18 protein-coding genes and 2 pseudogenes are annotated in these 22690 nt (G+C 64.4%); 9 read left to right on the plus strand and 11 right to left on the minus strand.

The genetic code is table 11. The features are described from left to right. Window positions 1-10 precede the first annotated feature (10 nt). From proC to QM699_RS05035, 3 genes are all read left to right on the plus strand, one after another. Window positions 11-832 (plus strand): pyrroline-5-carboxylate reductase, encoded by an 822-nt coding sequence (gene proC / locus QM699_RS05025; RefSeq protein WP_415010095.1) that lies wholly within the window; start codon window positions 11-13, stop codon window positions 830-832. Between the two features lie 50 nt (window positions 833-882). Further along, the gene (locus QM699_RS05030; RefSeq protein ID WP_415010096.1) at window positions 883-1347 is read left to right on the plus strand and encodes a phasin family protein; all 465 of its coding nucleotides are present in this window, start codon (window positions 883-885) and stop codon (window positions 1345-1347) included. A gap of 156 nt (window positions 1348-1503) precedes the next feature. Continuing rightward, window positions 1504-1842 carry a tRNA-binding protein gene (locus QM699_RS05035; protein WP_415010097.1) on the plus strand — a complete coding sequence of 113 codons (339 nt, stop codon included), beginning with the start codon at window positions 1504-1506 and terminating at the stop codon, window positions 1840-1842. 39 nt (window positions 1843-1881) lie between these two features. Here the strand turns inward: QM699_RS05035 and QM699_RS05040 are convergent, their stop codons facing one another. The 6 genes and pseudogenes from QM699_RS05040 to QM699_RS05065 form a co-directional block, all read right to left on the minus strand. Beyond that, complete coding sequence (locus QM699_RS05040) at window positions 1882-2913, minus strand: aldo/keto reductase (RefSeq protein ID WP_415010098.1); 1032 nt, start codon at window positions 2911-2913, stop codon at window positions 1882-1884. Next, on the minus strand, window positions 2880-3587 hold the full coding sequence (locus QM699_RS05045) for a phospholipase effector Tle1 domain-containing protein (protein ID WP_415010099.1): 708 nt from the start codon (window positions 3585-3587) through the stop codon (window positions 2880-2882). The genes QM699_RS05040 and QM699_RS05045 overlap by 34 nt, the downstream gene beginning before the upstream one ends. Before the next feature lie 206 nt (window positions 3588-3793). After that, a pseudogene (gene iolB / locus QM699_RS05050) lies at window positions 3794-4604 on the minus strand (5-deoxy-glucuronate isomerase). 11 nt (window positions 4605-4615) lie between these two features. Next, window positions 4616-6445: a 3D-(3,5/4)-trihydroxycyclohexane-1,2-dione acylhydrolase (decyclizing) gene (iolD, locus tag QM699_RS05055; RefSeq protein WP_415010100.1), complete on the minus strand. Its 1830-nt coding sequence runs from the start codon at window positions 6443-6445 to the stop codon at window positions 4616-4618. Further along, window positions 6442-8361: a bifunctional 5-dehydro-2-deoxygluconokinase/5-dehydro-2-deoxyphosphogluconate aldolase gene (locus QM699_RS05060; protein ID WP_415010101.1), complete on the minus strand. Its 1920-nt coding sequence runs from the start codon at window positions 8359-8361 to the stop codon at window positions 6442-6444. Before QM699_RS05060 ends, iolD begins: the two co-directional genes overlap by 4 nt. Window positions 8362-8463: 102 nt before the next feature. Next, the gene (locus QM699_RS05065) at window positions 8464-9297 is read right to left on the minus strand and encodes a MurR/RpiR family transcriptional regulator (RefSeq protein ID WP_415010102.1); all 834 of its coding nucleotides are present in this window, start codon (window positions 9295-9297) and stop codon (window positions 8464-8466) included. Window positions 9298-9428: 131 nt separating this feature from the next. On the opposite strand from QM699_RS05065, the gene QM699_RS05070 reads away from it, so the two are divergent. From QM699_RS05070 to QM699_RS05080, 3 genes are all read left to right on the plus strand, one after another. After that, window positions 9429-10136, plus strand: a complete 708-nt coding sequence (locus QM699_RS05070; RefSeq protein WP_415010103.1) for a CDP-alcohol phosphatidyltransferase family protein — start codon at window positions 9429-9431, stop codon at window positions 10134-10136. A gap of 412 nt (window positions 10137-10548) precedes the next feature. Continuing rightward, window positions 10549-11883 (plus strand): DUF4365 domain-containing protein, encoded by a 1335-nt coding sequence (locus QM699_RS05075; protein ID WP_415010104.1) that lies wholly within the window; start codon window positions 10549-10551, stop codon window positions 11881-11883. Then, window positions 11880-13328, plus strand: coding sequence for an argonaute/piwi family protein (locus tag QM699_RS05080; protein WP_415010105.1), 1449 nt, complete (start codon window positions 11880-11882; stop codon window positions 13326-13328). Before QM699_RS05075 ends, QM699_RS05080 begins: the two co-directional genes overlap by 4 nt. 50 nt (window positions 13329-13378) lie before the next feature. Here the strand turns inward: QM699_RS05080 and QM699_RS05085 are convergent, their stop codons facing one another. Genes QM699_RS05085 through QM699_RS05095 form a run of 3 tightly spaced genes read right to left on the minus strand, consistent with a single transcriptional unit; the run spans window position 13379 to window position 17836 of the window. After that, window positions 13379-14602 carry a GIY-YIG nuclease family protein gene (locus QM699_RS05085; protein ID WP_415010106.1) on the minus strand — a complete coding sequence of 408 codons (1224 nt, stop codon included), beginning with the start codon at window positions 14600-14602 and terminating at the stop codon, window positions 13379-13381. After that, entirely contained in the window at window positions 14595-16652 is a 2058-nt protein-coding gene (locus tag QM699_RS05090) for a DEAD/DEAH box helicase (protein WP_415010107.1), read from the minus strand. The genes QM699_RS05085 and QM699_RS05090 overlap by 8 nt, the downstream gene beginning before the upstream one ends. Beyond that, window positions 16649-17836 (minus strand): type IIL restriction-modification enzyme MmeI, encoded by a 1188-nt coding sequence (locus QM699_RS05095; RefSeq protein ID WP_415010108.1) that lies wholly within the window; start codon window positions 17834-17836, stop codon window positions 16649-16651. Before QM699_RS05095 ends, QM699_RS05090 begins: the two co-directional genes overlap by 4 nt. On the opposite strand from QM699_RS05095, the gene QM699_RS05100 reads away from it, so the two are divergent. Next, a protein-coding gene (locus tag QM699_RS05100) for an IS630 family transposase (protein ID WP_415009400.1) occupies window positions 17835-18892 on the plus strand; the annotation gives its coding sequence in 2 pieces (ribosomal slippage) (window positions 17835-18315 and window positions 18315-18892; 1059 coding nt in all). The two genes, QM699_RS05095 and QM699_RS05100, sit on opposite strands and share 2 nt — an antisense overlap. A 20-nt stretch (window positions 18893-18912) precedes the next feature. Here the strand turns inward: QM699_RS05100 and QM699_RS05105 are convergent. Together QM699_RS05105 and QM699_RS05110 are read right to left on the minus strand one after the other, a co-directional pair. Further along, a pseudogene (locus tag QM699_RS05105) lies at window positions 18913-20586 on the minus strand (DNA methyltransferase); the annotation flags it as partial. A 19-nt stretch (window positions 20587-20605) separates the two neighbouring features. Further along, a complete protein-coding gene (locus QM699_RS05110; protein WP_415010109.1) occupies window positions 20606-20800 on the minus strand; it encodes a helix-turn-helix domain-containing protein in 195 nt (64 codons plus the stop codon). Between the two features lie 201 nt (window positions 20801-21001). Here QM699_RS05110 and QM699_RS05115 point away from each other — a divergent pair, with 201 nt between their 5' ends. Together QM699_RS05115 and QM699_RS05120 are read left to right on the plus strand one after the other, a co-directional pair. Beyond that, complete coding sequence (locus tag QM699_RS05115) at window positions 21002-21829, plus strand: type IV toxin-antitoxin system AbiEi family antitoxin domain-containing protein (RefSeq protein WP_415010110.1); 828 nt, start codon at window positions 21002-21004, stop codon at window positions 21827-21829. Beyond that, window positions 21826-22686, plus strand: a complete 861-nt coding sequence (locus tag QM699_RS05120) for a nucleotidyl transferase AbiEii/AbiGii toxin family protein (RefSeq protein WP_415010111.1) — start codon at window positions 21826-21828, stop codon at window positions 22684-22686. The genes QM699_RS05115 and QM699_RS05120 overlap by 4 nt, the downstream gene beginning before the upstream one ends. The last annotated feature ends 4 nt before the right edge of the window (window positions 22687-22690 follow it).

A 22690-nucleotide genomic window follows, 5' to 3' on the forward strand; every position in this document is an offset into this window, starting at 1 on the left:
GGGGGAGTGCATGGACTTCGGCGAGGTATCGCGGCGCGGGCTGGTGCTGCTCGGCTGTGGCAAGATGGGCGGCGCGATGCTCGACGGCTGGCTCGGCGACGGCCTGCCGCCCGCGGCCGTGACCGTCCTGGAGCCGCGGCCGTCGCCGGCGCTCGAGGCACGGGTCGCGGCGGGGCTGCGGCTCAATGCCGACCTGCCGGCGGACCCGGCCGTCGCGGTGCTGGCGGTCAAGCCGCAGATGATGGGCGACGCGCTGCCCCGCCTTGCGGCACTCGGCGGCGGCGGCACGCTCTTCGTGTCGATCGCGGCCGGGACCACCCTCGCGGCGCTCGAGGCGGTGCTCGGGACGGGCACGCCGATCGTGCGGGCGATGCCGAACACGCCGGCGTCGATCGGGCGGGGCATCACCGCGCTGCTCGGCAATGCCGCGGTGGACGCGGCCGGCCTCGCGCTGGCCGAAGGGCTGCTCGCGGCGGTGGGACGCACGGTGCGGATCGGCTCGGAATCCGAGCTCGATGCGATCACGGCGCTGTCGGGGTCGGGGCCGGCGTATGTCTTCCTGCTGATCGAGGCGATGGCGGCGGCGGGCGAGGCGCAGGGGCTTGCTCCCGAATTGGCGCGCACGCTGGCGCGTGCTACCGTCGTCGGTGCCGGGGCCCTGGCCGAGTCCGCGGGCGCGACGCCCGCGGCGCAGCTTCGGGCGGACGTCACGAGCCCGGGCGGCACCACGGCGGCGGCGCTGGAGGTGCTGATGGCGCCGGGCGGACTGACCGATCTGCTGTCGCGTGCCGTCGCCGCCGGCGCGGCGCGCAGCCGCGAGCTGGCCGGCTGAAAAAACCAAGGCGGCGGGGAGGCCGCTGCAATCGAGAGAGGGAAGCCACGATGTTCGACCCCAAGACGTTCTCGTTCGACGTCGACAAGATGACCGAGTTCTTCAAGCAGAATGATTTCAGCAAGCAGCTCGCCAACCTGAAGATCCCGGGCGTCGACACCGACGCGCTGGTCGCGGCGCAGCAGAAGAACATGGACGCGCTGGTCGAGGCGAACAAGGCTGCCGCCGCCGGCTATCAGGACCTGTTCCGCAAGCAGATCGCCATCTTCGAGGAAACGATGTCCGAGGCGCGCAGGCACCTCAAGGCGTTCGATACCGCGAAGATCGACCCGGACGCCGCCAAGGCGCAGGGCGATCTGGCGCGGGCCGCGTTCGAGAAGGCGCTTGCGAACATGCAGGCGCTGGCCGAGAGCGCGCAGAAGGCGAATTCCGACGCCTACGACATCGTTGCGTCGCGGATCCGCGAGAGCCTGACCGAGCTGCGCGACATGGCCGGCAAGGTCACGAAGGCCTGAGCTCGTCGCGCCCCGGCGGGGGCGTGCCACCGCGGTTTCCGGCCAGGCGGACACGTCCGGCCGGAGGATATCGCATCAAGTCGAGATCCTGAACCGTGCGGCCCGGCTCTGTCGGGTCGCACGGTTTTTGAGTGCGCAGAGGCGGGCAGGGGCAGCATGGCCGAGATTTCGTTCGATGATTTCCAGAAGGTCGACATCCGGGTGGGCCGGATCGTGCGGGTGGAGCCGTTTCCCGAAGCGCGGAAGCCGGCGTGGAAGCTCTGGATCGACTTCGGGCCGGAGATCGGCGAGCGGAAGTCCTCGGCGCAGATCACCGCGCTCTACTCGGCCAACGAGCTGGTGGGGCGGCAGGTGCTGGCTGTGGTGAACTTTCCGCCGCGGCAGATCGGGCCGTTCCGCTCCGAGGTGCTGACCCTCGGGCTGGCCGACGCCGACGGCGCGGTGGTGCTGGTCGGCCCCGAGCGCGACGTGCCGGTCGGCGCGCGGCTGCACTGAGCGGGCGTCACCCGACCGGCGCGGTCACGAACGTCGCCGTCACGGCTCGCCGGTAAAGTCGGCGGGGCCGAAGCGGTCGCGAGCGGTCCAGTTCTGGTGCCAGTAGGGATAGATGACCGGGGGGGCGCTCACCGCGTCGAGGTGGGCCCGCTGCTCGGAGGTGAGCGTGAGGTCCACCGCGGCGAGGCTGTCGCGGAACTGCGCCTCGCTGCGGCCGCCGACCACCAGCGAGGCGACGCCGGGCCGACCGAGCAGCCAGGCGAGCGCCACCTGCGCCGCCGAGACGCCGTGCGCCCCGCCGACCTCGCGCAGCGCGTCGACGATGCGCCAGAGCCGGGCGACGTCGCGGATCGGCGGCTCGCGCCAGCCCGCCACCTGTCGCGCGGAGGGGGTCTCGGGCCCGTACTTGCCCGAGAGCAGGCCGCCGGCGAGCGGGCTCCAGACCAGGATGCCGACACCCTCGGCCAGGGCGACCGGCACCAGTTCGTACTCGGCTTCGCGCGCCTCGATCGTGTAGTGGATCTGCTGTGTCACCAGACGTGGCAGGCGCCGCGCCTCGGCGACCCCGATCGCCTTCATCAGATGCCAGGCCGAGAAGTTCGAGGCGCCGGCATAGCGGATCTTGCCCTGCGCGATCAGCGTATCGAGCGCGCCGAGCGTTTCCTCGAGCGGCGTCATGCCGTCCCACTCGTGCAGGTAGAGGATGTCGATCACGTCGGTGCCGAGCCGCTTCAGGCTCGCCTCGACCTCGCGGACGATGGCGTAACGCGACAGCCCGTCGCCGTTCGGCCCGTCGCTCATGCGGAAGCGCACCTTCGAGGCGACGAGCACGTCCGGTCGCCGCTTGCCGAGCACGCGCCCGAGGATCTCCTCGGAGGCGCCGGTGGAGTAGATGTTGGCGGTGTCGAACAGGTTGACCCCGGCCTCGAGGCAGAGCGCGACCTGTCGCTGCGCCTCCTTCAGGTCCGCGCCGCCGACCTTGGCAAAGCCGCCGGTGGCACCGAAGGTCATGGTGCCCATCGTGAGAACCGACACCTTCAGCCCCGTCCGCCCGAGATAGCGATACTGCATCCGACCCTCCCGCCGCCCATGTCCCGCCGGCGAGAGGTCAGCACTTCGCGGGGGCGCGCGCAAGCGCGGGCTGTCAGCCGGTCAGCTCGACCTCCCGGGAGTCCTGCCCGCCTGGAGGTAGAGGCCGGTGAAGTTCCACGGGTCGGAAGCGTAGACCCGGAAGTCGGCACGGCGTTCGTCCTGCCACGCACGGTTGCCCCAGTATTCCCCGTAGAGCATGTGCGGCGCGGCCTGCCGGCCGAGAGCGGTCGCGTCGAACGCGTCCGCCGCGTCAAAGCGCGGCACCGGGCGGGGGCGGGTCGGCAGGCGCTGGAACACGCCCGTGCGCGAGTCGTGCATGATCCCCGCGGCCTTGCCCGCGACGCTGCCGAGCACGCCCGGGCGCAGGCCGAGGCCCTGATCGTTCGCCTCGGCCAGCATCCAGGCGAGCGGGCCGTCGGACAGCTCGAGGCGCCGCGGCTGAAGCCGAACAGGAAGATGTCGTCGCCGGGGCGATAGGTATGGGCGAGCCACGAGTACGCGCTCTTGACTGCCTCCGACAGGCCGTTGCCGGTGATGCCGTCGACGATCCGCGCGAGGCGGCTGCCGTTGGTGCCGACGCCCGGGTGGTGGTACGCCTTCTGCTCGACGCCCACGTCGTCTGTCGGCGCGACGGCGCGGTAGAGCTTCACCACGTTCGTCGCCGCCGGCAGGCGCGTTCTCGCGCTGGTCAGGGGTGTTCCAGGTGCCGTCGCAGCACACAATCAGGTTGGCCATGAAATCCACCGTTCAAAAATGAATGGCGGCATGGTGGCCCGAGTCGTCCCGCACGCGCAATGCGAGCGATGCGGGCCGGTTCAGGGAGACGACTGCTCGGCCCGGGCGCCGGGCCGGCAGTCCTTCAGAGGTCGCGCTGGTAGATCCAGTCGAAGTCGGGATGGTTCTGGAAGCGCCAGTTCCGCCGCGGCCCCGCCATCACGTTGAGATAGTAGAGATCGAACCCGTACGGCGCGGCGCAGGGGTGGTGGCCCTTCGGCACCAGCACGACGTCGTGGTCGGAGACGGCGATCGAACTCGTCGAGGCTCCGGTCGTCGGTGAAGACCCGCTGGAAGGCGAAGCCGGCGGCGGGCTTCAGGCGGTGATAGTAGCTCTCCTCGAGGTAGGTCATCCGCGGGAAGTCGTCCTCGTCGTGCCGGTGCGGCGGATAGGACGACCAGTTGCCCTGCGGCGTGAACACCTCGGTGACGAGCAGCGAGTCCGCGACGTCGCGGTCCTCCATGGCGATGGCGTTGACATACCGGGTGTTCGCACCCTTGCCGCGCGGCGCGGTGGCGATGCCGGCGGGGCCGATCACCTGCGCCTTGCGGCCGGGCCTGGCCGGAGCGGTGCAGACGGCCAGCGTGCAGGCGGTGGTCGCGGTCGCCGTCCAGTCGGCGCCGGCGGGCACGTAGACGGCCGCCGGGGGCGTGCCCTCGAAGACGTCCATCCGTTGGCCGAGCTCACCGAAGTCCTCGCCCGCGCTGGCGATCGTGGCCTTGCCCTCGACGAGGACGAGGATCACCTCGGTCTCGCCGGTCGGCTCGGCCGCGGTTTCGCCCGCGGCGAGGCGGTAGAGGCCGAAGCCGACATAGCCCCAGCCGGCGGATGTCGGCGTGATGTCATGCACCTTGCCCGTGGTGGCCGACGGGCGGCACAGAAGCTTGCTGGTCATCGCCGATCCCCTCAGTCCGCCGCCCGCTGCAACTCGCGGGCCTTGTCGTAGTCCGCGCGCGCTGCCTGCACCTGCGGCCGCTCCGATACCTCGGGCACCGCCACGTCCCACCAGAAGCCGCCGGCCTCGGTGGTCGGCATCGGGTCGGTGTCGATCACCACGACGTAGCTCGCCGTGCTCGCCCGCGCCCGGACGAGGGCGGCCTCCAGCTCGGCGACCGATCCGACCTTTTCCGACGTCGCGCCCATGGCGGCGGCGTGCGCGGCGAAGTCGATGGACGAGGGGACGACGTGCCGCGCGGTGTCGATCAGGTTGTTGAACGACTCGCCGCCGCAACGCATCTGCAGCCGGTTGATGCAGGCATACCCGCGGTTGTCGAGCAGCACGACGACGAGCTTGTGGCCGAGCATCACGCTGGTCGCGAGTTCGGAGTTCAGCATCATGTAGCTGCCGTCCCCGACCATCACCACGACGTCGCGCTCGGGGTGGGCCATCTTCACGCCGAGGCCGCCGGCGATCTCGTAGCCCATCGTCGAGAAGCCGTATTCGAGGTGATAGCCGTTCGGCCGCGCCGTCTTCCACAGCTTGTGCAGCTCGCCCGGCAGGCCGCCGGCGGCGCAGACGACGATGGCATCCTCGGCCATGCCGCGCTGGACCGCGCCGATCACCTGCATGTCGGTGGGCAGCGCGTTGCCCGTCGGCGCCGCCGTGACCGTCTCGACCGCGGCGAGCCAGCCCGGCTTCAGGCCCGCGTCGATCCCGGGCGCGCGGTGGTCGCCGAGAAGCGCGGTCAGCTCGTCGAGCGCCAGCCGGGCGTCGGCGACGACGGGCAGGGCGTTGTGCTTGTGGGTGTCGAACGGCGCGACGTTGATCGAGACGATCCGCCGGTCCGCGTTGCGGAACAGCGCCCACGAGCCGGTGGTGAAATCCTGCAGCCGGGTGCCGAGGCCGATCACCACGTCCGCCTGCTCGGCGATGGCGTTCGCCGCGGCCGAGCCGGTGACGCCGATCGAGCCGAGGTTCAGCGGATGGTCCCACGGCAGCGCGGACTTGCCGGCCTGGGTCTCGCCCACGGGGATCCCGTGTTTCTCGGCGAACGCGCGCAGCGCCGCGGTGGCCTCGGCATAGTGAACGCCGCCGCCCGCGATGATGAGCGGCCGCTTCGCGCCGCGGATCGCGTCCGCTGCCACCTTGATCTCGCGCAGGCCCGGCCGCGGCCGGCGGCGGTGCCACTCCTTCGGCGCGAAGAAGGCCACCGGAAAGTCGAACGCCTCCGCCTGCACGTCCTGGCAGAACGCGAGCGTCACCGGGCCGCAATCGGCCGGGTCGGTCATCGTCGCGAACGCGCGGGGCAGGGCGGTCAGCAGCTGCTCCGGCCGCATGATGCGGTCGAAGTACCGGCTGATCGGCTTGAACACGTCGTTGACGGTCATCGTGCCGTCGTTGAAGTCCTCGAGCTGCTGCAGCACCGGGTCCGGCGCGCGGTTGGCGAAGACGTCGCCCGCCACGAACAGCACCGGCAGCCGGTTGACGTGCGCCATTGCGCAGGAGGTGACGAGGTTGAGCGCGCCCGGCCCGATCGAGGTCGTGACCATCATCGCGCGCTTGCGGTTCAGCGACTTCGCGTAGGCGATGGCCGCGTTCGCCATGCCCTGCTCGTTGTGCCCGCGCCACGTCGGGAACGCGTCCCCCGCGGCGTGGAGCGCCTCGCCGATGCCCGCGACGTTGCCGTGGCCGAAGATCGCCCAGGCCCCGGCGAGGAACGGCTGGCCGTCCTCGTTCAGCTGCGCGGCGCAGTAGCGCACCAGCGCCTGCGCCGCGGTGAGGCGGATCGTCTTCATGCGGCAGCTCCCTTCCGTGCCCGCGCCTCGTCCCACATGCGGCAGAGGCGTTCGTATTTTCCGGCCATGTCGGCGATCGCCGCGTCGTCCGTCAACTGCCCAGAGAGCCAGCCGCGCGCGGCGTCGGCAAAGATCGTGCGCCCGACGGCGAAGCCCTTCACCAGGTCGTGCGCGGCAGCGACCGCGAAGCTGGCGCCGAGGTCGTCGATGGGGGCCTCGAGGCCGAGCACGACGATGCCGCGGGTGTTCGGATCGTTGCGGGTGATCGCCGCGCAGGCGTTGCGCCAGGCGGCGGCGCTCTTCATCGGTTCGAGCTTCCACCAGTCGGGGTAGACGCCGAGATCGTAGAAGCGCTGGATGACCTCGGCCGAGGTGGTATCGCCGACCGGCGCGACCTTCGACGGGATGATTTCCAGAAGGAATTCCAGCCGGTTGGCGCGGGCGGCGCGGAACAGGCGCGTGACGGTCGCCTCCTGTGCCGCCTTCATCTCGGCCGTGTCGTCTGGGTGGTAGAAGCAGAGCACCTTGACCACGTGCTCGAGCGGCCACTCGGACAGGGCCGAGCCATAGTCGGGCTCGATGTCGTCCTCCAGCCGCAGCGGCCGGCTGCCCGGGAACTCGACCGGCCGGCCGATCCAGAGGCCGGTCCCGGCGGCGGCATAGAGCGCATCCCGTCCGAGCCGGCCGTCACAGAGCAGGCCATAGCCGTGGCGACCGTCCGCGACCTTCTGCGCCGCCCGCAGGCACAGCTGCTTGAACGCGCCGATGTGTTCGTGCGTGACGCCGATCTCGTCGGCCACCGCCTCGAGCTGCATGCGGTGGTCGAAGGCGAACACCCGCATCTCCGGCCAGTCGTTGAGGCGGTTGGTCGCCCAGTGGACCTGCTCCAGCTCGGCATCCTTGCGGAGCGCCGGGGTCTTGATGCCGCGGTCGAAGAAGAACTGCAGCTCTTCCCACGACGGATAGGCGGGCGTGCAGCCGTGGCGCGACACCGCGAAGGCACCGCAGGCGTTGGCGTATTTCAGGGCCGTCGGCCAGTCCTGATCGGTCAGCCAGCCCTTCAGCAGGCCCGACATGAAGCCGTCGCCGGCGCCGAGCACGTTGAACACCTCGATCGGAAAGCCCGGGCCCATCTCGCCGTCATCGAGCGAGTCGGGGATCGCCCCGGTGAAGGCCGCCGCGCCCTTGGCACCGCGCTTGCAGACCAGCGTCGCCTTCGACACGGCCCGCACGGCGCGCAGGGCGGCGATCGTGTCGGTGGAGCCGCCGGCGATGTGGAACTCCTCCTCGGTGCCGACGATCAGGTCGAAGAGGTGCAGCGTCGACTGCAGCTTGGCCGTGACCGCGGCGCTCTCGATGAACCGCTCCTCGCCCGCGGCGTGGCCCGCGAGGCCCCAGAGGTTCGGGCGATAGTCGATGTCGAGCGCCGTGCGGCCACCGCTCTCGCGCGCGAGGCGCAGCGCCTTCAGCACCGCCGCCTCGGTGCGCGGGTGGCTGAGGTGGGTGCCGGTCGCCACCACCGCGCGGCTGTCGGCGATCAGCGCGGGGTCGATGTCGTCCTCGCAGAGCGCCATGTCGGCGCAGTTCTCGCGGTAGAAGATCAGCGGAAACCGCTCCTGGTCGCGGATGCCGAGCAGGACCAGCGCGGTCAGCCGCTCGGGATCGGTCAGCACGCCCCGCACGTCGACGCCTTCGGCCGCCAGCGTCTCGCGGATGAAGCGGCCCATGTGCTCGTCGCCGACCCGGGTGATGAGCCCGGACTTCAGCCCGAGCCGTGCGGTGCCCGCGGCCATGTTGGTGGGAGAGCCGCCGATGTACTTGTCGAAGCTCGCCATGTCCTCCAGGCGCCCGCCGATCTGACCGCCGTAGAGGTCGACGGACGACCGCCCGATCGTGATGACGTCGAGTGCAGGCATGCGCTGGTCTCCTTCCCCATTCGGCTGCGACGAATCGTCTGCTCCGATTTGCAGTGAAAATAGAATAAATATTCCGTTTTGGGAACAGAGAATCGCCGCCGGTCAGGCGAGGGCGGCGTCCCGCCGGGCACCGACCGCCACCGCAAGGCCGAGCGCCAGCGCGAAGGTGGCCGAGAGCGCGCGAAAGGCACCGACATCCACCTCCGACACGAGGAGCGGCACGACGCCGATGCGCTGCAGCGGGCTGGACAGGCTGTCGGTCAGCGCCACGACCTCGTGGCCACCGAGGCGCGCCGCCTCGGCGAACGCCACCGTCTCCGCGCTGTAGGGCGCGAAGGTGATCGCGAGAACGGCGTCGCCGGGACGGAGCGCATGGCGGGTCGGCAACTGGCCGACAGCGGTGTGCAGAACGCAGGGAATCGCCATCTTTTCCAGCGCGTAGGCGAGATAGCTCGCCACCGGAAATGCCCGGCGATAGCCGACGAGGTGAATGAGCGGGCTGGCCGCGAGGATCTCGACGGCCCGCTCGAGCATCGCGAGGTCGACGGTGCTCATCAGGTTCTCGAGCGAGGTCCGGCCCGCCTCGACGAACTCGGCGAGCAGCACCGCCGGGCCGTCCTCGCCGGCGCGGCGCAGGTTCTGCAGGCGCGTGGCATAGTCGGGCCACTTCCGCGAATATTCCTCGCGGAACAGCCGCTGCATCTGGCTGAAGCCGGAAAACCCCAGCTCCTGGCAGAAGCGCATGACCGCCGACGGCTGCACATCGGCCGCCACCGCCAGCTCGGCGACGGTCGAGACCGCCACCCGGTCGGGATTCTCGATCACGTAGTCGGCACACTGGCGCAGCCGCTTCGGCAGGCCGTCGCCGCGCTCGGCGATCTCGCGATAGAGAGCGTCCAGCGTGTCCGGGGGGCCGGACGGGGTTGCATCGTCCATCTTCCACCTGTGCGGCTTCGATGGAATATGTATTCTAAAATCCGTGCGGAACCAAACCTGAAAATTCGCACTCGCCTGTCACGCGTTCCGGCCTTCCCCGCCCGCCGCTTTCGCCGTAATGCAAGGGGGACATGAAGACCAAGCCCGCCGCCTTCCTCGTGCATCTGCTGACCGGCTCCGGCGCCGCGCTCGCGCTGCTGGCGCTCATTGCCGCCACGCGGGGGGCGTGGCCGGTGATGTTCGGCTGGCTCGTCGTGGCGCTGATCGTCGACGGCATCGACGGGCCGCTCGCCCGCCGGGTCGACATCAAGCGCAACGCCTCGAACTGGGACGGGGTGATCCTCGACCTGGTGGTCGACTATCTCACCTACGTGTTCATCCCGGCCTACGCGCTGATCTACACCGGGCTGCTGCCCTGGCATCTGGGGATGGTCGCGGCGCTGTTCATCGCGCTGACCGGGGCGATGTACTTCGCCGACGTGCGGATGAAGGCGGACGACAACTGTTTCGTCGGCTTCCCCGCCGTGTGGCAGATGCCGCTGCTCGTGTTCCTCACCTTCAATCCGCCGGCCTGGGTGACGGCCGTGTCGATCCTCGGCATGGGCCTGGCGCAGTTCACCTGGGCAAAGTTCGTGCATCCGGTGCGCACGGTGCGCTGGCGCCCGGTCACGCTCGCCATGTGCCTCGCCTGGGTGGTGTTCGGCGGCTGGTCGGTGTGGAACCATTTCGAGCCGCCGATGCTGGTGAAGCTCGGCCTGCTCGCGACATCGCTCTGGCTGCTGTTTGCCGGCATCCTGATGCAGCTGATCCCGGAACGCCCGTCCCGCCCCGCCCCGTAGCCCGGCGCGACATCCGCCGGGTCTATCGCTGCGCGGCCGGCGAGTGGGCTCGGATCACTCCCACTCGATGGTCAATAGGTTTGAGTGCGCATTGTAGTTATTGAGCTTTCCGCCCGCGCTCCACGAGCCATACCAACTGCGATACCATCGGGATAAAGGCGCTGGAGTCGTGGATTCTCTTTAGCATTAATGCCGCCACGAGCGTATTCGCATCATAAACGAGCGTTGGGAGAAAGCAGGTTAAGAGTTGGAATACGAATAGGAGCCTCCCCCTCACCTGCCGCACTGAGATTGTCCTCGCTAGACACCGCGTCCGGCGTTTGGCACTCCCGCCCAACAGGATATTGGACCTTCGAAACATAACGAGAACATTTTTGTTCAAAGCGCCTCCACAGTGCCGTATGATAGCGGCATGTCGAAGCGAATCACCGATAGCCAGATTCTGGGCGAGTTGGGTGAGACAGCGATCAAGAAGATCGTCCTCGAAACCGGCTTTCTTTACGAGCAGCGTGGCCGTCTTGAGGCGGGCACGGACGGCATCATCGAATTGCGCGATCCCAAGAGCGGCACCCCACTCGGAAAACTGTTGGGTGTTCAGGTCAAATCCACCGAAAGCAGCCAGTATGTCCGCGAGAATGACAGCGACTTCGAATATCTCCTGAAGCCGGACGATTTGAAATACTGGCGCACTTCCAACATCCCGGTCATCATCGTTCTTTGGCGGCAATCCGATGAAACGGCGTATTGGAAGGACGTTAGCGATTGCGTCAGAGGCGAAGAACGTCGCCTGAAGTTCGATAAGAAGGCTGATATATTTGACCCGCACTGCGCTGATCGCATTGGCGCGCTTACCATTGATCGTAGCACACCGGGCGTTTTCCTGCCGCCGCTAAATCAGGGCGAAGACGCCATCATCAACCTGCTTCGCGTCAAGCTGCCAGATGAAATCTTCATCTCGACGTCGCCATTCGGTAGCGGGGGCGACGCCGTGCCCGAATTGGTCAAGCACGGTAACATTCGGTTCGACTGGGTAATTCGCAAGCGGCGCTTCGTCTCTTTTTTCGACCCCAGGGAATATGGCACACGCGCGATTGTCGATCTCGATCAGGTCGAAGCCGTCGATACCAAGCTCATTGCATTCAATGACGAACGCGATGATCTCAACGACACGATGGATTTGTTGCGGCACACGGTCGAACGGCAAACAACGGCTCAGCTTTCCTTTCTCCGCAAAGATAGACTCTTTCATTTCAAGGCGATTGGCACCGGCAAATCACGTAGCTACCGCTATATGTCGAATGTCAATGAAACCTCCGCCAAGGTCGTTAGCGCCTATGCGAGCAAGAAGAAGGAAGGGCGTGGCTACGTTCGGCACCACGCTGCGCAGCTACGGTTCGAACGTCTTGCTGATGAATGGTTCGTAGTCATCGACCCGGACTATTATTTCACCACGGACGGCTTCCAGCCGCACCGTTATCCAGAGGCGCTTTTGGCAGGCAAGAAACGTCTGGAACGCAATGCCGCTGTGCGCGGTCAAGTGATGATGTGGCAGCATCTGCTGGTTGAGAGCGGCAAACACGAGGTTGGCCTGTTCGATGCCGATAAGCCAGCCCCTTCACTGCAATTCGAACGGCTCCCGATGATCCAGTTATCCCAAGCGGTGCCGGAATCCTCGTGGAACCGGACTGATCCGCGAGCCAAGGAGATGGAAGCGCAAGACCTCTTTGAAGAAGGGGGTGTCGGATGAATTTCAAAGCGCATGTCTTTGATGAACCGATGCTCGAATTTGGTGATGGTGGACAGCATTGCGATCCCCGTCAGGGTTTGCGCGAGTATGGGCCGCTGCAACCGCGTTCGGGCGATGTTGTTCGCGTGGGCGTCATCGGCACGGATGACACGGTTGCCGGATTCACGGAGTTCCTCGGAGAAACCGCCAACGGCATTGAAAGCGGCAACAAACAGCTCATCAATCTCAACCCGGATTTTCCGGGGCTGGGCAATCAGAATCCGTTTCGCTGCAAGTTTGAAGTGCCAGAAGGAGCGACTACCACTATTTCCCGGCGTCAAGTCAATGAAATCACCGGCATGGGCCGGCATGATGAAGCGGTTCGCAATGCCGTCGATTTGATCACATCGCAGCTTTCGGCTTTGGTCGAAGGCAGCGCAAAGCCCGATGTCATCGTGCTGGCCCTGCCCATTCCGCTCATCGAAAAGCTTGTCAACGCCAAGAGTGAAGAGGAAGACATCGACGACGATGATGACGGCGGCAACATGCTCAACTTCCGTGACCTACTCAAGGCGAAGACACTCCACTTGCCGGTCCCGACGCAGATCGTCTGGCCGGATACGTGGGACGACGCCGCGAAAATCCCCCGCAAGGTCAAACGCGACAGCAACCGCCAAACGCAGGTCAAGGCGACGCGCGCCTGGAACCTACTCAATGCGCTCTTTTACAAGGCGGGCAAGGTGCCGTGGCGCTTGCTGCCCGATCAGGCCGAATACCGCACGAGTTTTCTGGGCATCGGATTTTATCGTGACCTCGACGGTCAACAGCTATGGACCAGCACCGCGCAGATGTTCGACGAGCGTGGTCGGGGACTCATTCTGCGCGGGGCGCGTGCGCAGACACAGACACGGGGGCGTCATCCATATCTGACCGCCAAAGACGCGGAAGAACTCGTGGCGCAGTCTATCGCGGCGTACAAAGCGCACCATCGCCATGTACCTGCGAGGCTTGTGGTCATGAAGACCTCGCGCTTCCGTCCTGAAGAGGCAGAGGGCATCGACGCCGCCCTTGGTAAGTCCGGCATTGAGATGTCTGACCTCGTATGGGTGCAGGAGAGTTCCCCAATCGCCATCTTCCGGGACGGCAACTATCCCGTTCTGCGCGGGACATTCGTCGATCTGGGCGACAAGGGCCTGCTGTACACGCGCGGCAGCGTGCCGTTCTACGGGACATTCCCCGGCCTGCGCGTACCGCACCCCTTGCTCCTTGTGCCCCACGAGAATTCGGACAGCAAAATCCTGACGCTGGCGAAGGACGTGCTCGCGCTGACGAAGGTGAACTGGAATACGACGCAGTTCGATCAGAAGCTACCGGCGCCGATCAAGGCAGCGCGGGAGGTTGGGCGTATTCTCAAGCACGTCGAATTTGGAACAGCGGTCTCATCTGACTTCCGCCGTTACACCTAGATTGGTGCCGGAACGAATGTTCTCGACCAGCCGCCTGACATTGACATTGCTCATGCCAAATCCCTCGGCAGAAACGACGCGCTGTGCTTTACAAGACCGGCGCTCTTCGGGTCGTAGATATATCCGGTGATAGTGCCGTCCTTGATCTTCTCCACCGCGTCGTCGATCACGAACAAAGGCACGAGGAACCACTCACGCGGAATGACAGGATGACCGAAACGGTCCCTGATCTCGATGTCTAGCCGCGCCGGATCGAAGATGCGGTGAATCAGGTTTTCTAGCCGGGTGCGGTTGATGTTGTAGAGCTTGTAGGTCGCTACGATCTCCACGTCCGCCAACAGGAAAGTCGGGTCCAGCTTGGCGTTGGCAATACGTTTTACGACATCGCTGCCGGTGACGCCGATCTTGTGAACGAGGTTGCGGTTGGCGGCGACAGTGGAATTGTCCGACTGGCTACGCAGGACATAAATGGTGCCGCTGGCGAGGTCGTCGGTTTCGCTTTCGCTGGCGAACAAAGGCCCGGCGCTCGGCTCGGACACGCGGCGGCTGGTTTCGTCTTTGTAGAGTGCGCGTTGCAGGGACCGGAGTAACAGGTTGCTCTCGGTGCCGTTGGAATAGATGACACGAAGGCGGGCGTCGCTTTCGCCATTGGGCGCTTTGAAGGGTTCGCCGACTTCGGCAACGTAGGCAATCTGTCCGCCAAGGATGAAAAACTCCCCGGCCCGGATGTCCGTTTTCAGGAAACCAGCGTCCTTGCGGATGGGCTGGGTGATGCGCGTCCCCCTGTCGATGTCAGCCTGGACGGCATCGAATAGCGGCTTGAAGCGGTGGAAGTCCTCGCACCGTTCACGGTTGGCGATTTCCTCGGCGGCGCGCTTTTCGGCGGCGGTGCGGACGTGGCGAACGTCGGTGATGTCCGTCGTGCCTGCTGCGCCCTCCAGCTCGGCAAACAATTCATCGTCGTCCATTTCCTCCACCGGAGCGGCAACCGCATCCTCCGCGCCCGCAAGCAAACCCTGATGGTCGAGCGGAGCGAGAAGGGAACGGCACTCCTCCAGCGCGCGCAAGCGGTCGAGGCGCGTGGCATAGAGCCGCTCGAAAATATCACGTTCCTCGCCATGTTGCGGGGCGCGGCCATGCTGATCGACGAAACGCTGAATTTCCTCGAAGCCCGCGATGATGCGTTCCTCGCGCGCGGAGCGTCCGCCCTTCTTTTCAGGCTGGGCGAAATCCGCGAGTTCGCCGCGCAGTTCATCAAGGTCGAGGTCACTCATAGCGGCCCTCATCCTTGAAGCGCACGAAGGCGGCTGCGCCTTCGGCCAGCAGCTTCTCCCAGGCATCGGTCGAGCTGATCGAGGGCAGCCGTCCGCGCTCCTTCTTAAACTTAACCGCGCGCACGGCGTAGTCCTTCGCTTCCTCCGGCGTCAGCGTGGTGCGCTTCGCGGCAATTGCGGCCTTCACCTGTTGCAGGCGTTCCTCGTTCATCGTTTTGGCGAGGATCGAATAAGCTTCCTTGAACGGGTTGATGCGGTCGATCAGGTCGATGTCGAGTTCGCGCACGTCCATCGCAAACTTGCGCACGCCATCGATCAGGGCGGTGTTGGCGGTCGGTTCGCCGTTCACGCGATCAAGCATGGATTGCTTGGCCTGCTGAGTGATGTTGAGCGCGGCGATAGCGTGCTGGCGGACCGCCTCCTGGTCTTCGTCGCTCAGCTCGGGATATTTGTCCTTCACGATCTTGCCCATGCGAACCTGCGTCAGTTCCTCGGGCACCAGCTCGTCGTCGAACAGACCGCGCTCGATAGTGGTCTTGTCCTGAACGAAGGCGGCGATCACCTCGTTCAAATCCTGCTGGCAGATGCGCGCAGCCTCGTGACTCTTGGGCTCGACAAGGCCCTTGATCTCGAACTGGAAGACACCGCGCTCCTCGCTGAAACCAACATTGCACTTGTTCGGATCGTAGCCGCCGTCACCATAGTCGAAGCCTGGGGTCGGCCCGCTTTGCGGGTTCTTCGGCTTGAACTCAAAGCGCGGGGCAAGCACCTGCTCCATGAGCAGGCTGGCGGCGATGGCCTTTAACGTGTCGTTGACGGCCTCGGTCACGGCGTCCTCAGCGGCGTCGGGTTCGGCGATCAGGTTGGTGAAGCGCGCACGGGTCTTGTTCGGTGCATCGCGGGTCGCGCGTCCGATGATCTGCACGATCTCGGTGAGACTGGAGCGATACCCCACTGTCAAAGCGTGCTCGCACCAAATCCAGTCGAAGCCTTCCTTGGCCATGCCCAGCGCGATGATGATGTCCACATGATCGCGGTTGTTCTTCTGCGTGGGGTCTTTCAGCGCCAAGGAAACACGGTCGCGCTTGTTCGCGTCGTCATCGACAAGATCGGCGATGCGGAGCGTCCGGCCACCCGGCGTCTTGACGAGCTGGAATCCCGTGGCGGCGTCGATGCCTTGCCAGTCGCCGAGCGCGCCGATGATGTGTTCCACTTCCTTGATCTTGTCCTTCGTGCTTTCGCGCGAATTGACGTTTGGAATATGGACGATGGTCTTCTCGGCGGGATCGAGTACCGCGAGGATGTCGTCTGCATAGGAGCCGGAATAGAAGAAATAACCGATGTCGAGTTGCTTCAGATATTCGTAGCCGTTGAGCTGTTCGTAATAGGTGTAGGTGACGGACTCGAACTTGACCTCGTCCTGTGGGGCCAACACCGGCACGGCGTCGCCACGGAAGTAAGAGCCGGTCATCGCCACGATATGCGTCTTTTCGCGGGCGATCAGTTGACCGAGGTGCTGGCCGAGCTTGCTGTCTGGATCGGCCGAGACGTGGTGGAACTCGTCTATGGCGATCAGTCGGTCATCGAAGGCTTCCACTCCGAACCTGTCCACGGCAAAACGGAAGGTGGCATGGGTGCAGACCAGCACCTTGTCGTCGCTTTTCAGGAAAGCCTCGACGGAATTGACCTTGCCGCCATTCTCACCGCCCGGCGCGTTGCAGAGGTTCCACTTCGGCTCGACATGCCAATCCGCCCAGAATCCATACCTGGTCAACGGCTCGTCGTTAAAGCTCGCACCGATGCTCTTCTCCGGCACGACGATAATGGCTTGCTTGAGCCCCTGGTTGGCGAGCTTGTCGAGCGCGACGAACATGAGCGCGCGGCTCTTACCCGACGCCGGCGGCGACTTGATGAGAAGGTATTGCTCTCCCCGCTTCTCGTAGACGAGCTCCTGCATCGGCCTCATGCCGAGGGCGTTGGCCTTGGTCGAACTGCCGTTGTGCGCATAGGTGACCGAGACGGAGGGGATGGATTTCTTCTCGTCGGTCATGCGCGCGCCTCCGCCTTGCGTTTCTTCGCCGCGCTGGGTGAGGCGGCCATTTTGGTGTAAATCTCGAACAGTTTTTCGAGCCGGTCGGTGTCGTTGCGGAAGCGACGGCCGATATAGATGCGTTCCAGCACCTCGTCGTTGCGCTCATGGGCTTCGCGCAAATCGGCGGGCATTAGCGAAACGCCATCTTCTATCGCGTAGAGTTCGGCAAGCGATTTTGGAAAGTTGCGTTCGCGCGCGAGCAATATATCTTCGGCGCAGCGCATTAGGTCTGCTTTGTTCTTATCTGTCAGCGGTGGAATAGGGAATGTGTGATAGCTAATGGTCGGAGTGTAACGAATACCTGAGCCTAGCCGCCCTGACACAGCCCGTATCCAAACGGTGTGCATCCTGGAAGACAGCAACGCAAAAAGTTCGGCGCCAAATCCATACACAAGGTATGCAAGATTCGTGACCATCACCCCTTCGGGTAGCAATAAAGGCGTCACGTAAGCGCGATCTTCGGGTGTAACGGATGGCAAGGCCAACGCGATCTCATGCCGATGACAATACTGGGCAAACCGATAGGGGACACTCGCATAGCCATTCGTAGTCTTAGCCTTAGAGTTCTTGCGAAATTGCTTTACCGCTGCGACACGCTGCTGGATTGGTGGAACTTGCGACCAGATTCGCTCTTCGCTACCCTCTAGGTGCAATGCAAATCGCGGAACACCATCCACGATCTCTTTCGTACCCAACAGCGGCAGCATGAAGCGGCGTGCTTCCGGATGCTTTTCAATGAGGCGATGTGCTTCGTCGGGAGAGAGAATTAGATTCCCGTCATCTCGGGCCATGTTGCCCATGACCATTTTGGGAAGATCGTCGGACAACGGCAAGTCCGCTGTCCGAACCACGGTGTCAGGTCCGCTGGTAATGTACGGGGATATGTTTTGAACTACGCGCCTTTGTTCATCCTCAAAGATGATCTTTGGTTCATTTGATCTATGGCGCACGCCGACTATGGTAACAAAAACGCCAGCATTATTTGTTGCGTTATTGTTCCACCTGAAAGGAACATACGCGAAGTAGATTTCTAGCGCTCTAGCCCATACTCTTATACCAGCGCGCATAGGTCCTGACTCACGCGGGGGATTCCCCTGAGGGCGTTGTCGTGATTCATCATGGAGAACGAAGGGGTTTTCCATGGCGGCAGCGATCGGGCTTCGGGGTGATCTGGATGGTGACGATCTTCGCCGGCTGGCGCGGGACAGCCGGGATGCGAAGCAGGTGCGTCGGCTGCTGGCGCTGGCGGTGATCGCGGAGGGCGGCACGCGGACGGAGGCGGCGCGGGTCGGCGGGGTCGGGCTGCAGATCGTGCGGGACTGGGTGCTGCGGTTCAACGCGGAAGGCCCGTCGGGGCTGATCGACCGGCATGCCCCCGGCAAGGCGCCGACACTGACGGCAGAGCATCGGGCGGCGCTGGCGCAGGTGGTGGAGGCGGGACCTGAGCCCTGGCGCGACGGGGTGGTGCGCTGGCGGCGGATCGACCTGGTGCAGTGGCTCTGGGAGGCGTTCCGGGTGTCGGTGAGCGAGGCGACGGTGGGACGGGAACTCCGGGCGCTCGGCTTCCGCAAGCTTTCGGCGCGGCCGCGGCACTACGCCCAGGATCCGGAGGCGGCGGCGGCTTTCAAAAAAGTCTCCCGGAGCGCGTGGCGGAGGTCCGCGCCGCGCATCCCGGCAAGCGCATAGAACTCTGGTTCCAGGACGAAGCGCGGATCGGGCAGAAGAACAAGCTCACCCGAAGATGGGCGCGGCGGGGCGCCCGACCGCGGGCGCCGCACGACCAGCGCACCGCCTGGGCCTACATCTTCGGCGCGATCTGCCCGGCCGAGGGCAAGGGCGCCGGCATCGTCATGCCGTTCTGCGACACGCCGGCGATGCAGACGCACCTCGCGGAGATCAGCACCGCGGTGGCGCCGGGCGCCCACGCCATCCTCATCCTCGACCAGGCCGGCTGGCACCTCGCCCGCGCCCTCATCGTGCCGAAGAACATCACCATCCTGCCGCTGCCGCCCCGCTCGCCCGAGCTGAACCCGGTCGAGAACATCTGGCAGTTCATGCGCGACAACTGGCTCTCGAACCGGGTCTTCAAGGGCTACGACGACATCGTCGCCCACTGCTGCGCCGCTTGGAACGACCTCGTCGACCAACCCTGGCGCATCCGATCCATCGGCCGTCGGGACTGGGCGCAAGGGTTCTGATCAATGCGGGTTGGTATTAGCCAAATAAATTGTACCTGCTCACCTTGACAGACAGAGCTTGTTGAGACCAATGCGAACTTCGCACCGGCCTCAACGCAATATGCAGTTGCCTTTAAGAACCAACCCGTGACGTAGTCTGCATCCTTGAAATCTGAATGCCCCTCGTAAACTAACTCAAGGTCCGACTTCTCATTTGGCCCTTGCTTTCGTGCTCCTTTGTAGGGTGGATTACTACAAATGTAGTTTTCACCACCTTCGTTCTCGAAGTCGATTTGCGCTTGGTCGAGCGGCGTTTCGAGAAGGTCGTCGGAAACGAGCTTCACACCCGTTCCGGTCGGCGGGCAGACGCTCAGCCAGTCGAGACGTAGGGCGTTACCGCGCGTAATCCAATTCTCTTTCGAGAGCGGCAGAAATTCACTCAAGGCGAGTTGTTTGCCGCGATAGAGCACGTTGCATTGAAATTCGGCGATGATGAGCGCGAGGCGCGCAATCTCAGCGGGAAAGTCGCGCAACTCGATGCCCCGAAAGTTCGTGAGCGGAATTTCCGAGGGCCGATCAGCCTCGTCGCGTCTCTTGTTGATCTCGGCTTCAATCGCCCGCATTTCCTTGTAGGCGATGACAAGGAAGTTTCCGCTGCCACACGCGGGGTCAAAGACCCTGATCTTGGACATGCGCTTGCGGAGATTGAGCAACGTGCGGCCATTGTCGCCCGCTTCCTCAAGCCGCGCGCGGAGGTCGTCGAGGAACAGCGGATTGAGCACCTTCAATATATTCGGGACGCTTGTGTAGTGCATCCCGAGCGCGCCGCGTTCTTCGTCGTCAGCGACGGCCTGAATCATCGACCCGAAAATGTCGGGGTTGATCTGCTTCCAATCGAGAGTGCCAATGTGCAGAAGATAGGAGCGCGCGATGCGGCTGAACCTTGGCACGTCCATGTTGCCCGAGAAAAGCCCGCCATTCACATACGGAAAGGCGTCGGCCCAGCTTCGAATCTTCGCTGCGTCGCGTTCATTGATTTTGGTGTTCATGGCGTGGAACAGTGCGCCGATCACCTCATGAGTGTTAGACGAATCCCGCTCGCTCATCTGTTCAACGGTGTTCGTGAACAGGCCCGTCTTGCTGAAAATGTCAGTATCTTCGGCGAAGAAACAAAAGATCAGCCGTGCCATGAAGTGATTCATGTCGTGGCGGCGCTCGGTTGCGCCCCAATCGGGGTTATCCCTCAGAAGCTCGACATAGAGGCGCTGAAGCCGCATGGCAGCGCGCGTGTCGAGTTCGTTTTCAACGATTTGCTGAGCGGTCGTGATACCCGCCAGCGGCAGGAAAAAACCAAAATGCTTGGCGAAGCCGCCATAGGCGCAAGCGATGGTTTCGCCAGAGTCCAAATGCTCGGCCTCGAAATCCACGCCATCGGTGGCGAGGATGAAGCGCGCCTTTGCCTTGGCCGTGGTCGGACTTGCCCGAAGAGCGGCCAGGGTTTTCGTCACCTCGCCGGACGGGGCGACGGCGATATGGATGTGGTTGCGTTGCAGGACACCGCCGAGATCGGATTTATTCGTCTCGCCCGCGCGCAGTTTCTTGATCGTGGTTTCCTTGTTGCCGAAGGCTTGCAGGAAAGCGAACGGGAACTCGCCGCCGTCGAACGGCAGCTCGGCAAGCGCCGATATGGCTTCCTCGATCTCGACGGCGTTCATCTGCCCCCTGCACCGGCCTTCATGTCGGCCGCCCGTTCTGTTGCTCCTCGACCTTGCGCTTGATCCAGCTTGCGATTGCCTGCCGCTCGAAGCGCCACGACCCGCCGACCTTGAAGCCGGGAATCTCACCCGCCAGGGCGAGCTTGTAGGCGGTCTTCTCATTGAGCTTGAGAAGCTCGGCTACCTCCCGGATCGTCAGGATTTCGTCGGTCATGCGCCCGCCGTGAGTTGCGTTCCATGAAGCATATAGAGGATCAGGGAAAATTCGAGAAGATAGTGGTGGTCGCTGTCCGCTCGGCGAGAACTAAGCCGCAGCAGCATCATATTGGAAAATCGGCCTTGAAAGCGGATTTTCGAGTATGATTCATATGCGGAATCATATTGAAATTTCCGCTCTATAAGCGGACAATGGGATATGATCCGAATCGAACGATCAGCCTTATCCTCCTACGCTTCCGGCTTGCTTGCCAGGGGCCGGGGGGTCTTTTCTGCGGACGAGGCGCAGAAGGAGATCGGCGTCAGCCGGGGGGCGTTCCTCGACGCCGCCGAGCGTTTGCAGCGGCACGGCCAGCTTATCCGGCCCCGACGCGGCTTCTATGTGGTGGTGCCGCCCCAGCACGCCACGGCAGGAGCGCCGCCGCCGGAATGGTACATCGACGCCCTGATGCGCCATGAGCAGCGACCCTACTATGTAGGGCTGCTGTCGGCGGCGGCACATCACGGCGCTTCTCATCAGGCCGTCATGGAGTTTCAGGTCGTCACGAACAAACTCCTGCCCGACATCGAGGCGGGGCGGACGCGGATCGCCTTTTCCTATCGCAAGGACATGGCGGCGGTGTCGGCGGGGATCGAGGATCGCAAGACGCAATCGGGCTATATGAAGCTGTCCTCGCCGGAACTCACGGCGCTCGACCTGGTGCGCTATCCGCAGTCCGGCGCGGGGCTGGATAACATCGCGACGGTGCTTTCCGAACTGGCCGAACGGCTGCAACCCGAAAAGCTCGCCTCCCTGTCGGGTGCTTTCGAGAAAGCGGTCGTGCAGCGCCTCGGGCATCTGCTCGGGCGGCTGGGGCATCCGCAGATCGCGGAGGCGATGTTCGTGGCGCTGTCGGCCCGCGGATCGCTGCCGTGGGTCGAACTCGATCCCAAGCAGGCGGGCGATCCTGATTTGTCGCCGCCGCCATCCGAACGCGATGCACGCTGGCGCGTGATTGTCCGCCGGCCGCCGGAGATCGACGAATGATCCCGCAGGATTACATCACCGCCTGGAGCCGTGTCGCGCCGTGGGCAAGCCAGCGGCAGGTCGAGCAAGACCTCATCATCAGCCGCGCGCTTGTCGCCATCTTCTCCGATCCTTTCTTGCGTGGCGAACTGCGCTTCCGTGGCGGTACGGCGCTCAACAAGCTGCATTTCCCCGCGCCTCTGCGCTATTCGGAAGACATCGACCTGGTGCGAACGAGCGCCGGCCCGATTGGGCCAGTCCTCGATGGTGTTCGCGCCGTGCTGGAACCGTGGCTTGGCAAGGCAAAGTCCGATCCAAGCCCCGTCGCTCCCAAGCTTCGCTTTCGCGTCGATGCGGAAGGCGAGTCCGCCGACGTGCGCATCAACCTCAAGATCGAGATCAACACGCGCGAGCGGGAAGCCTACGATCCGCCCATCGAGATACCGTTCGGCATCGAAAATCCGTGGTTCACCGGCAGGGCCTCAATCCCGACATTCTCGCGGGAGGAAATGCTGGCGACCAAGCTGCGGGCCTTGCTTCAGCGCAACAAGGGTCGCGACCTGTTCGACCTCGATCACGCGCTCACCGTGTTCGATGGGCTGGACACCGCCAGGATCATCGCATGTTTCCGCCTCTATCTCGAAAAGGCGGAGACTACGATTTCGAGGGCCGAGGCGCAGCAGCGCATGTTCCAAAAACTTGCCAATCCGACCTTCTTCACCGACATGCGCCCATTGCTTGCAACGGATCGCGCCAAGGCCCTGACCGACGAAACCCTCAAGACCACGTTTGTCCGGGTGATGAAGGAACTGATCGACCGAATACCCGGCGACGAATGGGCGAAGGCCGGAGAAATGCGGGAGCGGTTCGGAGTTTAGGCAT

It is taken from the genome of Amaricoccus sp., assembly GCF_047602525.1.
Classification (GTDB): Bacteria; Pseudomonadota; Alphaproteobacteria; order Rhodobacterales; family Rhodobacteraceae; genus Amaricoccus.

What these genes read in the sequence shown, in the direction of transcription:
- proC (WP_415010095.1), top strand. Translation starts at nt 11, where the DNA reads ATGGACTTCGGCGAGGTATCGCGGCGCGGGCTGGTGCTGCTCGGCTGT.
- QM699_RS05030 (WP_415010096.1), top strand. Translation starts at nt 883, where the DNA reads ATGTTCGACCCCAAGACGTTCTCGTTCGACGTCGACAAGATGACCGAG.
- QM699_RS05035 (WP_415010097.1), top strand. Translation starts at nt 1,504, where the DNA reads ATGGCCGAGATTTCGTTCGATGATTTCCAGAAGGTCGACATCCGGGTG.
- QM699_RS05040 (WP_415010098.1), bottom strand. Translation starts at nt 2,913, where the DNA reads ATGCAGTATCGCTATCTCGGGCGGACGGGGCTGAAGGTGTCGGTTCTC.
- iolD (WP_415010100.1), bottom strand. Translation starts at nt 6,445, where the DNA reads ATGAAGACGATCCGCCTCACCGCGGCGCAGGCGCTGGTGCGCTACTGC.
- QM699_RS05060 (WP_415010101.1), bottom strand. Translation starts at nt 8,361, where the DNA reads ATGCCTGCACTCGACGTCATCACGATCGGGCGGTCGTCCGTCGACCTC.
- QM699_RS05065 (WP_415010102.1), bottom strand. Translation starts at nt 9,297, where the DNA reads ATGGACGATGCAACCCCGTCCGGCCCCCCGGACACGCTGGACGCTCTC.
- QM699_RS05070 (WP_415010103.1), top strand. Translation starts at nt 9,429, where the DNA reads ATGAAGACCAAGCCCGCCGCCTTCCTCGTGCATCTGCTGACCGGCTCC.
- QM699_RS05075 (WP_415010104.1), top strand. Translation starts at nt 10,549, where the DNA reads ATGTCGAAGCGAATCACCGATAGCCAGATTCTGGGCGAGTTGGGTGAG.
- QM699_RS05080 (WP_415010105.1), top strand. Translation starts at nt 11,880, where the DNA reads ATGAATTTCAAAGCGCATGTCTTTGATGAACCGATGCTCGAATTTGGT.
- QM699_RS05085 (WP_415010106.1), bottom strand. Translation starts at nt 14,602, where the DNA reads ATGAGTGACCTCGACCTTGATGAACTGCGCGGCGAACTCGCGGATTTC.
- QM699_RS05090 (WP_415010107.1), bottom strand. Translation starts at nt 16,652, where the DNA reads ATGACCGACGAGAAGAAATCCATCCCCTCCGTCTCGGTCACCTATGCG.
- QM699_RS05095 (WP_415010108.1), bottom strand. Translation starts at nt 17,836, where the DNA reads ATGGAAAACCCCTTCGTTCTCCATGATGAATCACGACAACGCCCTCAG.
- QM699_RS05110 (WP_415010109.1), bottom strand. Translation starts at nt 20,800, where the DNA reads ATGACCGACGAAATCCTGACGATCCGGGAGGTAGCCGAGCTTCTCAAG.
- QM699_RS05115 (WP_415010110.1), top strand. Translation starts at nt 21,002, where the DNA reads ATGATCCGAATCGAACGATCAGCCTTATCCTCCTACGCTTCCGGCTTG.
- QM699_RS05120 (WP_415010111.1), top strand. Translation starts at nt 21,826, where the DNA reads ATGATCCCGCAGGATTACATCACCGCCTGGAGCCGTGTCGCGCCGTGG.